The 10,914-nt window shown below is 58.3% G+C and carries 11 protein-coding genes; 5 read left to right on the top strand and 6 right to left on the bottom strand.

All coding sequences use genetic code 11. From position 1 onward, the window contains the following. Positions 1–117 precede the first annotated feature (117 nt). Positions 118–1,407: a citrate synthase gene (locus AC2D8O_RS11780; protein ID WP_484679023.1), complete on the top strand. Its 1,290-nt coding sequence runs from the start codon at positions 118–120 to the stop codon at positions 1,405–1,407. Between the two features lie 50 nt (positions 1,408–1,457). Here the strand turns inward: AC2D8O_RS11780 and AC2D8O_RS11775 are convergent, their stop codons facing one another. After that, positions 1,458–2,717, bottom strand: a complete 1,260-nt coding sequence (locus AC2D8O_RS11775) for an S-adenosylmethionine:tRNA ribosyltransferase-isomerase (protein WP_484679022.1) — start codon at positions 2,715–2,717, stop codon at positions 1,458–1,460. A gap of 115 nt (positions 2,718–2,832) precedes the next feature. Between AC2D8O_RS11775 and AC2D8O_RS11770 the strand changes: the two genes are divergently transcribed. After that, positions 2,833–3,546 (top strand): tetratricopeptide repeat protein, encoded by a 714-nt coding sequence (locus tag AC2D8O_RS11770; protein WP_484679021.1) that lies wholly within the window; start codon positions 2,833–2,835, stop codon positions 3,544–3,546. 10 nt (positions 3,547–3,556) lie between these two features. Beyond that, positions 3,557–4,102 carry a 6,7-dimethyl-8-ribityllumazine synthase gene (ribH, locus tag AC2D8O_RS11765; protein ID WP_484679020.1) on the top strand — a complete coding sequence of 182 codons (546 nt, stop codon included), beginning with the start codon at positions 3,557–3,559 and terminating at the stop codon, positions 4,100–4,102. Here ribH and AC2D8O_RS11760 read toward each other — a convergent pair. Further along, positions 4,047–5,174: a THUMP-like domain-containing protein gene (locus AC2D8O_RS11760; RefSeq protein ID WP_484679019.1), complete on the bottom strand. Its 1,128-nt coding sequence runs from the start codon at positions 5,172–5,174 to the stop codon at positions 4,047–4,049. The genes ribH and AC2D8O_RS11760 overlap by 56 nt on opposite strands. A 294-nt stretch (positions 5,175–5,468) precedes the next feature. Between AC2D8O_RS11760 and ytxJ the strand changes: the two genes are divergently transcribed. Further along, positions 5,469–5,816 (top strand): bacillithiol system redox-active protein YtxJ, encoded by a 348-nt coding sequence (ytxJ, locus tag AC2D8O_RS11755; protein WP_484679018.1) that lies wholly within the window; start codon positions 5,469–5,471, stop codon positions 5,814–5,816. 4 nt (positions 5,817–5,820) lie between these two features. Here ytxJ and surE read toward each other — a convergent pair whose 3' ends face one another. From surE to AC2D8O_RS11735, 4 genes are read right to left on the bottom strand one after another with little or no spacing between them, the layout of a single operon-like run. Beyond that, positions 5,821–6,600, bottom strand: a complete 780-nt coding sequence (surE, locus tag AC2D8O_RS11750; RefSeq protein ID WP_484679017.1) for a 5'/3'-nucleotidase SurE — start codon at positions 6,598–6,600, stop codon at positions 5,821–5,823. A 41-nt stretch (positions 6,601–6,641) separates the two neighbouring features. Then, the gene (gene pbpC, locus AC2D8O_RS11745) at positions 6,642–8,966 is read right to left on the bottom strand and encodes a penicillin-binding protein 1C (RefSeq protein WP_484679016.1); all 2,325 of its coding nucleotides are present in this window, start codon (positions 8,964–8,966) and stop codon (positions 6,642–6,644) included. Beyond that, the gene (locus AC2D8O_RS11740; protein ID WP_484679015.1) at positions 8,963–9,331 is read right to left on the bottom strand and encodes a fluoride efflux transporter FluC; all 369 of its coding nucleotides are present in this window, start codon (positions 9,329–9,331) and stop codon (positions 8,963–8,965) included. Before AC2D8O_RS11740 ends, pbpC begins: the two co-directional genes overlap by 4 nt. A gap of 19 nt (positions 9,332–9,350) precedes the next feature. Further along, entirely contained in the window at positions 9,351–9,899 is a 549-nt protein-coding gene (locus AC2D8O_RS11735; RefSeq protein WP_484679014.1) for a hypothetical protein, read from the bottom strand. Positions 9,900–10,020: 121 nt separating this feature from the next. Between AC2D8O_RS11735 and prmA the strand changes: the two genes are divergently transcribed. Beyond that, positions 10,021–10,866, top strand: coding sequence for a 50S ribosomal protein L11 methyltransferase (gene prmA / locus AC2D8O_RS11730; protein ID WP_484679013.1), 846 nt, complete (start codon positions 10,021–10,023; stop codon positions 10,864–10,866). Positions 10,867–10,914: the final 48 nt, after the last annotated feature.

The raw sequence follows: 10,914 nt of genomic DNA, 5'->3' as shown, positions 1-10,914 counted from the left end.
CCGAATTGTAAAACAGCGGTACTACAGGCTGGGTAATACAAATTTCATCTCGCCTGTTCCACTCGATTGTTTACCTTTGGGCGCGCCAAGCAAGCTCCCACTTTTACTATCAAAGCCATGGCAGAAGTCGCAGAACTCAAACTCAATGGACAAACCTACACCCTGCCCGTCGTAGAAGGCAGCGAGAACGAAAAGGCAATTGACATCCTGAAACTGCGTGACCAGACCGGCTACATTACGCTGGACTCGGGCTACAAGAACACGGGTGCCACCAAGAGTGCCATTACGTTCCTCGACGGTGAACAGGGTATTCTGCACTACCGCGGCTATCCGATTGAGCAGCTGGCTGAAAAGTCCAACTTCCTCGAAGTTGCCTATCTGCTCATCTACGGTGAGTTGCCTACCACCGAGCAGTACAAGGCATTCGAGCACCGCGTTACCAACCACACGCTCATCCACGAGCAGTCGAAGAAGTTCTTCGAGGTAATGCCCACCATTTCTCACCCGATGGGTGTGTTGGCCTCGTTCACGGCTTCAATGAGCGCCTTCTACCCCGAGTCGCTGCTGACGCACCGGCCCTTTGAAGAGGTGGAGCTCACCATCATCCGGCTGCTGGCCAAGTTCCCCACCATCATCTCGTGGATTCACAAGAAGCGCGTAGGTCATCCCTATGTGTACCCGAAGAACAACCACGACTACGTGAGCAACTTCCTGCAGATGATGTTCGCCATGCCCAGCGAGGAGTATGAAGTGAACCCTGCCGTACGCGACGCGCTCGACAAGCTGCTCATCCTCCATGCCGACCACGAGCAGAACTGCTCGGCCAGCACGGTGCGCATTGTAGGCTCCAGCCACGCCAACCTCTATGCCAGCATTGCCGCAGGTATCTGTGCCCTCTGGGGCCCGCTCCACGGTGGTGCCAACCAGGAAGTATTGGAAATGCTGGAGGCCATCCACGCCGATGGTGGCAACACTGCCAAGTGGGTAGAAAAGGCCAAGGACAAGAACGACAACTTCCGTCTGATGGGCTTTGGCCACCGCGTGTACAAGAACTTCGATCCCCGTGCGAAGATCATCAAGACCGCCTGCGACAACGTGCTCAACGCCCTCGGCGTAAATGATCCGCTGCTCGACATCGCCAAGAAGCTGGAAGAAGCTGCCCTCACCGATCCCTATTTCATTGAGCGCAAGCTGTACCCCAACGTAGACTTCTACTCGGGCATCATCTACCGCGCTATCGGCATCCCCACCGACATGTTCACGGTGATGTTCGCGCTGGGTCGTCTGCCCGGCTGGATTGCCCAGTGGAAGGAAATGATGGACAATAACGAGCCGATTGGCCGTCCCCGCCAGATCTACACTGGTTCGCCCCGCCGCGATTACACTGCCATCAGCAGCCGCAAGTAAGCTGCCACGATTTCATACAAACGCCTGCCGCAATCTGTGGCAGGCGTTTTTCATTTCGCATGACGAAACAGCAGAGAGCTGTCGCCGAAACTGAGGAATCTATAGCCTGTGTTCAGTGCGTGGGCATATACTTCCTTCCAGCGCGGGCCCAGGAGCGCTGCCACCAGCAGCAATAGGGTGCTCTCGGGCTGGTGAAAGTTGGTAATAAGGGCATCGCATAGATGGAGTGGGTAGCCAGGAGCGATGAGCAGCTCGGTGTGGCCAGTTAATACCTGCTGGCCTGTATTTTCCAGATGCCGCACTATGGCAGCCAGGGCGTCGGCGGATGAGGGAAGTGGCCGACCATCATGGCTGCGTTCGTAGGGTTGCCACTGTGATACCCATAGGGTGGGGCTGTCAGTATCATGGCGCCATAACTCGGCGCCATACCAGTACAGGCTTTCCAGAGTGCGGAGGGCCGTGGTTCCAATCGGGACGATGGGCTTGCCATCGCGCAGATGTGAGGTCAGTTGCTCCAGCGTCTGTCGGGCGATAAGAATCTGCTCCTGATGCATGGCATGGCCAGCCATCTGCTCGCTGCTGACGGGCTTGAAGGTGCCAGCGCCTACGTGCAGGGTTACAAACGCTTCCTCAAAGCCGCGCTCCAACAGGCTTTGCAGCAGTTCGGGGGTAAAGTGCAGCCCTGCGGTGGGGGCTGCCACGGCGCCTGCACGGCTGGCATAGACAGTCTGATAGCGTATCAGATCGTCGGCATCGGCCTCACGGTTCAGATAGGGTGGGAGGGGCACTTTGCCAGCGCGTTCCAGCACCTCCGCAAAGGGCAGCTCGGCGGGCTGCCAGCACAGCTCTATCGCGAACCCTTCGGGTAAGGCTATCGTGCGGTCCAGCCGTGCTTCTACCAGAATATCAGGGCCCTGCAGGGTCAGTACCTGCCCTTCCTTCCACTTTTTGGCACCCCCCACGAGGCATTTCCAGCGCACGGCTGTTCGCTGGGCCATTGCCAGGGCTACATCGCCTTCCAAAGGCGAGAGGCAGAAGATTTCGATAAGGCCCCCAGTGGGTTTGGCAAACTGCAATCGGGCGGGCACCACGCGAGTGTCGTTGAAAACGAGCAGGGCATGGGCAGGGAGTAGGCCGGGCAGCTGGTGAAACACGTGGTCTGTAATCGCGCTGTCAGGTCGGCAGACTAACAGACGTGCGGCGTCGCGCTGCGTGAGGCCGGTTTTTGCAATACGGTCGTCGGGCAGGAGGTAGGTGAAATCGGCGATGCGGAGGGCTTGAGCCTGTTCGGGAGTGGGCACAGCAGACATGCCTCAAAGGTACGGCGGCAATGCCTCAGCGAAAGGCACTTGGAATTTGCTTTCGTACTCACTTATTTTGCCGTCCTGATTTTCTCGCCTTATACCGCATTCGCGACCTCACCGCATGGCAACTGAAGCCCCCAAGACGCAACCCGCTGTGGAAGCCCAACCCAACGCCGAAGCCCCCAAAGCCAACGTACTGGAAACCCTGAGCCTCATGGCTGAAAAGAACCAGAAGCCGCTGCTGGGCGTGTTGATCGCGCTGCTCGTGGTCGCCGCTGCCTGGGGTTACTACCAGTTCATGTACCTGCCCGAGCGCGAGATCGAGGCACAGGAGCAGATGTGGACCGCCGTTCAGTTCTTCGAGGCCGACTCGATGGACAAGGCCATCAAAGGTACTTCGCAACACCTGGGCCTTGAGGCGCTGGTAGATGAGTATAGTGGAACCAAAGCTGGCAACCAGTGCCGTTATTACCTGGGAGTAGCCTACCTGAAGCAGGGTAAATTTGCAGAAGGGGTAGCCCAGCTGGAGAGCTTCGACAAAAACGAAAACATGGTATCGGCACAGGCCTGGGCAGCTATTGGCTTTGGTTATGAGGAGCAGAAGAACATGGAGAAAGCCGCTGCTGCCTATGAGTCGGCTGCTGCCATCAAGCCAAGCGAAGCGCTCACTCCTTATTATCTGATGTCGGCTGCGCGTTGCCACGAGGCTGCTGGGAAGCTGGCCAAGGCACTGGATGCCGTGAAGAAGATCAAGAACGAGTATCCCATCAGCCAGGAAGGCTATATCGCAGACCGCGAAATTGCCCGTCTGGAAGGGCTGATGGCCAACCAATAAGCACCTGCAAATGGCAAATCCGGCTGAAGCTATCGGTGCCCAGACCTACACAGGTGGGCAAGACCACAGCAAAGACTTCATAGCGGTAGTGGTCAGCCGGTTCAACTCCAAGGTGACAGATGCCCTCTATCAGGGCTGTGAGCAGACGCTGAAGCAATACGGGGTAACCAAGATTGTGCGTTTTGATGTGCCTGGGGCATATGAGTTGCCACAGGCGGCTGCGCACCTGGCAGGGAAGGCCAAGTTCGATGCCATTATCACGCTTGGCTGCGTCATCACTGGCGAAACCAAGCACAACGAGTACATCAGCCATGCGGTGGCCAGCAGCCTGATGAACCTCTCGTTCATGTCGCGGCGGCCCGTCATTTTTGGTGTGCTTACGCCCGATACAGAAGAGCAGGCGTTGGCGCGGTCTGGTGGCGAGCACGGTAATAAAGGTTCAGAGTCGGCTGTGGCAGCGCTACAGATGATTGACCTCTGGCGCACCAGCACAGATGTGCTCAAAGACGCCGAGCATGGAGCAAGCAAGCCGACGATCGGCTTTGGCCCGCGCTGAGAATAAGGTAATCGTTACCCCCTTCGGCCACTTTCCATTTCTTGCGAAGGGCTTCGGGTTTTTCTGGTAAGCCCCATACCAGTACGTTGGCTTTTTGAATACCCTGCTGCTTCAGGTAGCTCAGGAGACTCTTCTCTGTGGTCATGCGGTTTCGCAGTTCCAGTTGGCGCCCCGGTAATGCGGCAGGGGCAGGCTTTTTCAGCAGCCAGACGCCATCGGGCCCAGTGGGCACACCAGCAACCTGGTGCATGGCAAGGGCTTCGCGCATCAGCCGTGCTTTGCGCAGTGCAGGGTCTGGCAGCCACACGGTAGTGTAGGTTTCTGCAGGGTCAGCTATTTCCGTGGACATGTCGTCTGCGTTGCGATACGTCTGTAGGGATCCTTTTTCTGAAATCACCCATGCTTCTCGCGACAGTGGTCGGGCATTGGCAGAGAGGCGAAACAACGATTCGCGCACCTCTCCTTCAGCCGACACGGCGATGCCGCTGAAGGCTCCTGCCAGCTGGCGCAGACCTTCGTCCAGATCATACATCGGCGACAGCTTCACCCATACCTCGGATGCCAGCGTCAGCAGATGGGGCGCCAGCGTGAGTATGTTGGGGCTGAGGTCTGCCAAGGCATGGCTGCGTTGTCCGGGGGCTACCCGCCGGTCGGGGTCCAGGTGAATGAAGTCAAAGCGTGCATCCGGCGGCAGCTGTTTCAGCCAGGCTTCCGCTTCCGCCTCCACAATCTCGACGTTGGCAATACCCAGTCTGTGCAGGTTATAGCGTGTAAGTGCGGCCAACCCGGGGTCGCATTCCAGGGCCGTCACTTTGTGAAAGCGTTGGGCCAGCTGCCACACGTCCACGCCCATGCCTGCCGTGAGGTCCAGCGCATGGGTGCCGCTGGGTGCCTGCTGCCATTTGGCGTGGGCAACCCGCTGCCGTGTGGCCTGCTCGTAGGCTTTAGGCAAGAAAATGCAGCCAGCGGCTACCCAATCAGGCAGTTTGTGCTGGGCTTTCTGGCGCAGCTGCAACTGTGTGGCCAGCAGGGCGGCCCGTAGGCCCAGGCGGGTCCGCAGTTTCAGGGCCACATCCGATGGATTGGCCGCATGGAGCGACGAGAGGAGCGATTGCCCTTCGGTACTGGCCAGCCATTCCCAGTTTAACGTTTCCGAAGATGGTGGCTGGCTCGAGCTAAACCGCTTATTTTGTGGCGAACTTTTCAGAACTGTAGATGATTCGTATAGTACTGGCCCTATTGCTGTTGGCTGTAGTTGTTACTGGCTGCGCGGTGAACAAACCGTACTCCTTCAACTCGGGCGGACGGCAAAATATGAACGGCCGGTGTGCCACCAACAAGGTGGGAAATCATCGTTTCTGATTCCATGCCCTGGCAGACCCTCTCCGATATCGCTCAACTGGACGCCATTGCCCTGGCTTCAGCTGAAAGACCTCAAATTCTTTTCAAACACAGCACCCGCTGTTCCATCTCCAGCGTAGCACTCAAGCGCATGGAGCAGGGATTGTCCCAGTTGAGTGCAGTAGCAGACTGCTACTACCTTGACCTCCTGGCCCATCGCGATGTTTCCAACGCCATTGCCGAGAAGTTTGCCGTGCACCATGAGAGCCCGCAGGCCCTGCTGATTGTAGACGGCGAGTGCGTACTGGCCGAGAGCCATATGGATATACAGCCCGCCGAACTGCTCGCGCAGATACAGCAGGCTGTAAAGTAACCTCTTAACGGGGGACGTTGAGATCCCAGGCCTCAATAGCGGGCATCGCGAACCGTGCGGTGATGTCCGTTTGTGCGGGGCAGATGCTCACATAGTTGTTGCGCAGGGCCCATTCGTCGGTGTCTTCGGTCACGTCCTCGGTTACGAACTTGCCGGTGAGCCAGTAGTATTCGCGGCCATAGGGGTCGGTGCGGCGGTCGAACTCCTCCACAAAGCGGCCCATCGCCTGGCGGGTTACGCGCATGCCTTTGATGACCTCCAGCGGCCCTTTGGGGATGTTGACGTTGAGGACAGAGTTGGAGGGGAAGCCTTTGGCCAGCGCCTGCTGCACAATTTGGCGTGCCACAACGGCAGCGGCGGTAAAGTCGGCCTCGTGGCTGAAATCGCAGAGCGAAAACCCGATAGACGGAATATGCTCGAAGGCACCTTCCATGGCTGCCGACATGGTGCCGCTGTAGAAAATGCTGATGGAGTTGTTGGGGCCGTGGTTGATGCCCGACAGGATAAGGTCTGGGGCGGCTTTCAGGAGTTCGGCGCGGGCCAGTTTTACGCAGTCTACGGGGGTGCCGTTGCAGGCCCATGCTTCGATATCGGGGCCAAACTGCTGGCTGCGGGTGAGGCGCAGAGGCTTGGCAATACTGATGGCGTGGCCCATGCCACTCTGTGGGCTGTCTGGTGCTACCACCATCAGGTGACCCAGGTCGCGTACTGCATTAACAAGTGCCTGTATACCGGGGGCAGTGATGCCGTCGTCGTTGGCAATAAGGATTCTAGGCGTGCTCATGAGGGCGGCAAGTTACGCAATGTGCCCCAAGGCCAGGCACTTCAGAGTGGTTTTGCCAGAAACACAACAGTTGCCGTGCGGCCCACATCGTCGGTGACCGACACCTTCACCTGGCCGGTGTCGGGCCGGAAAAAGAATGGAACACCTGGCTTGCTTTCGCCAAGATAGCGGTCGTTGACAAACCAATGCAGCTTCCGAGCATCGGATGGGGAGTGGGCCTGGAGGCCCAACTGCTTCTTCCCCAGCAGATCTAAGTAGTAAGTGGCACCTGCTGTAGGTGACGTAATGTACAGACCCTCGCTTTGGGTAATCTGCTGGCAGCGAGGATGGAAGGGCGGTGGTCCTTGAAACGGAATATTGCTGTCGCGCCACCAGGCAATCAGCTCCGGCGGATAGTTTGGGTATCGTTGAAGTACAGCGTCGGAAGGCTGGTAATCTTTGCAGTAGGTATAACGGCGATCGGTGCTGACGAAGTAAGGTTTGAGGTGGTCGCATTTACGGGCAGGCGACACGCCGGGTACAAAGAGTTCCGGCACAAGGTCGGTGCAGAAGCTGTCGGGCGGAAGTCCGGTTTGTGCACACACCTGCCGTGGTGCAAGGCCAGAAGGCTGCTGAAACCATGCGGCAGTACTGTTGTATTCCAGAATGTTGAACAGCTGGAACAACAGGGGAGTGGCAATGTCGGCGCCAGCCAGCGCAGGGCTTCCCTTGCCGTCGAAATTGCCCACCCAAACACCAATGGTATATTGGGCATTGTAGCCAATAGCCCAGGCATCGCGCCTGCCATAGCTGGTACCGGTTTTCCAGGCTACACGTGGCAGGTGCAGGCTGTTCTCGAAGTTGTTGGGGAGGTCGGGTCTGACAATGTCCGACAGCACCTGAGTGATCAGGTATGTGCTTTCGGCTGACAGCAGGCGATGCTGCAGTGTTGTGTCGGAAGGGATGTCGGAACGCAAAGTGGGTGGCATGTAAATACCCCCATTCGCGAAAGTGCTGAACAGGCCCGTCAGCTCGTCCAGCCGCACACCACAACCGCCCAGTATCATGGAGAGCCCCAGCTTCTTGCGGTTGGCGCTGATGTGCCGAAACCCAACCGAGGCAAGCGAACCTGTGAACGCCGGAACGCCCAGCTCGTTCAGCACTTTTACCGCCGGAATGTTCAACGAAAGCGCCAGCGACTGCTGGATGGACACCTGCCCGTTGAACTTCTCGTTGTAGTTCTGCGGCGAGTAGCCTGAGAAGTTGATGGGCACATCGGTTACGATCGTGCGCAGGCTCACAAGGCCGCTGTCCATCGCAAGGCCATAGAGCAGGGGCTTGAGAGTAGATCCGGGGCTGCGCAGCGCCTGAATGCCGTCTACCTGTCCGCTCGCCAGGCCATCGTAAAAGTCCGCCGACCCCACATAGGCTTTTACTGCGTGCGTGCGGTTGTCTACCACCAACACGGCGGCGTTGGTGATGCCCAGGTGCCGAATGCGCTCTACGTAGTTGGCCACCATCTGTTGTGTGCGCGCCTGCACGTTATAGGAGACAGTAGAGCGAATGAGGGGGCTGTTTCCTGATTCCTTTATCAAGCGCAGGGCAAGATGGGGTGCATCTTTGGGCAACAGATGGCGCTGCACCCGTATGGGTTCGGCCTTGGCGTCAGCCACTTCATCGGTAGTGGCAATACCCTCGATAGCCAGTTGGTCCAGCCAGCGGTCGCGCTCGCGTTGCAGCAAGTCGCCAGCCTGATCGGGACGCAGCGAAGTAGGCCGGTTGGGCACGATGGTCAGCACGGTGATCTGTGCCAGGCTCAGGGCTTCCGGCGGGCGACCAAAGTATATCCATGAGGCGGCCTTGATGCCCTCTACGTTGCTGCCATATGGCGCCAGGTTCAGGTAGAGTTGCAGTATTTCTTCTTTTGAGTAGTGCAACTCCAGCTGAATGGCACGCAGCATTTCGCGCAGCTTGGCCCAGTAGGTGCGATCGGCAGGTTCCAGCATCCGCACCACCTGCATGGTGAGAGTAGAAGCGCCGGAAGTGCGGCGGCCTTTCACGAGGTTGTTGAACAGCGCCCGAACTATGGCCAGCGGGTTGACGCCGGGGTGCCAGTAGAACCAGCGGTCTTCTTTGTTCAGCAGGGTCTGTTGCAGGCGGGGGCTGATTTCCTCCAGCCGGGTGTACATCCGCCACTTGTCATCGGGGCTGAGGAAGGCATGCAGCATGCGCCCGTCTTCGGCTTCCACTACTACCGACCAGCCCGGTGGCTGGGGTGGGGGAAACACGACGTTCAGTACGCCCAGCAACAACAGCAGGCCCAACAGCGACCACGCGGTGTGACGCACCCAACGGCGCTGCCACTGTCGTTTAAGCCAGCCTTTCATGCAAACGTGCGCGACAGCCAACCCCCCACAACGATGGCACCAATGCCAGCGGCAAGCGTGATCACACCATACACCGCCGCACGGGCCCAGCCTGCTGGCGAAAGCTGCACCAGCTCAAGCGACAGCGTAGAGAACGTGGTGAGGCCGCCGCAGAAGCCCGTAGCCAACAGCAGCCATTGCACACGCGGTATACCGCCACGCCATGCCAGCCAGCCCAGCAACAGGCATCCGATTACGTTGGCGGCAAATGTGCCCCAGGGGAAGTGCCCTTCCGCTGCCTCACCTTGGGTGTGGCTGAGGGCAAACCGCAGCATGCTGCCCAGCGCTCCGCCCGCGCCTACCAGAAGAAAGGCTTGCCAGGACATGCGCTGGAGGTGAACAGGGTTAGGCCAGTTCTTCTTCCAGACGCGAGATGGGCTGGGAGAAGAGTTCGAAGTCGGGGTGACGGTTGCGCAGAAGGGCAAACTTCTGGCGATAGGCGTTCACGGAGTTGACGTTCTTGGTCACGAACTCAATGAGCTTTTCGAAGAACTCCTTCACCGCGGGGTGAGCTTTGTCGAACACGCGGGCCTTTACCTTGTCGATCTCGAACTGCTTTTCGATGGCGAGGTAGATGACGATGAGGGGCTTGATTTCCAACTTGAGTTCATCGTCGAACTCGCTGGCAGCCAAAGCCTCGAACAGCGGCATGAGGTTACCACGGGTGGCAGGGTCTTTCTGGTACTGGGCCAGGGCTACCCAGAAGAGGTGTGCTACATACTGGCCTCCGGCTACAGTGGCGGCGGCAGTCTGGAAATGGGCCAGAGCGGCCTCGTTGCCCTTGACCGAACGGTGCAGTTCATCCAGGGCGGCTATGGCTTGGGCGCGGTCCTCGGTTTCGTAGTACGTATCGTTGATGCGCTGAAGCGCTTGATCCAATTGCTTGATATCCATAGCTCTGAGGCATTATTGCGCTGCAAAGTTACGCAAAATGCCAACGCTTCGACCGAAAGCCGCTGTGCATTGGTGCCGCAGTGCCAGCGGAACTGTGCACCTTTGTGCTTTACACCGCCCTATGTCGTACCAGGAACTCGCTTTTCACACGCCCAACGAAGATGCCCAGGAGATGATCATCGCCGAGCTGGATGCACAGGGTTTCGAGAGCTTTGTGCAGGAAACGCCCGAGCTGATGAAGGCCTATGTGGCAGCCGATGCCTGGAACCGGGAGGCAGTAGCTGAGGTATTGGCCCGCTATGGTGCCGCGCTGACTGCCGTAGCCGACATGCCCGACCAGAACTGGAATGCAGTGTGGGAGGCCGGGTACGACTCGGTGGAGGTAGACGACTTTGTGCTGGTGTACCCCGAGCACCGGACACCCGATACAAGCCAGCTGGGGCGTTTTCGCTACACGCTGTGTGTGCAGCCGCAGATGAGCTTTGGTACCGGTCACCATGCGACCACGCGCATGATGATGCGCCAGATGTACGACCTGCCCGTAGCGGGTATGCAGGTACTGGACATGGGATGTGGCACTGGCCTGCTGGGGCTGCTGGCCCTGAAAATGGGTGCCGCCCATTGCGACCTCATCGACATTGACGAATGGGCGACCAACAACACCCGCGAGAACATCGTGCGGAATGGGCTGTCGGATGCCTCTACCCGCGTGCTGCTGGGTGATGCTGCCGTCATCCCGGACGTTACCTACGATATGATTCTGGCCAACATCCAGAAAAACGTGCTGCTGCACGACGCCAGCATATATACCCGCCACCTGAAGCCAGGTGGATGGCTGTTGCTCAGCGGCTTCTTTGATTTGGACGGCGATGAGATTTTGCGGAATTTCCAAATACTGGGCTTCCGTCTGCATCGCTCTCTGCAGGAAGCAGGTTGGCAAAGCCTTTGCTTGCAATTGCAGGCCTGACCCACTGGAACTACTACTACCGAACGCTACCAACTGACTTTGCTCGCA

The organism is Pontibacter sp. T17, from assembly GCF_057219875.1.
Note: the sequence above shows the minus strand (reverse complement) of the source record. Positions and strands in the feature narration are given on the sequence as shown.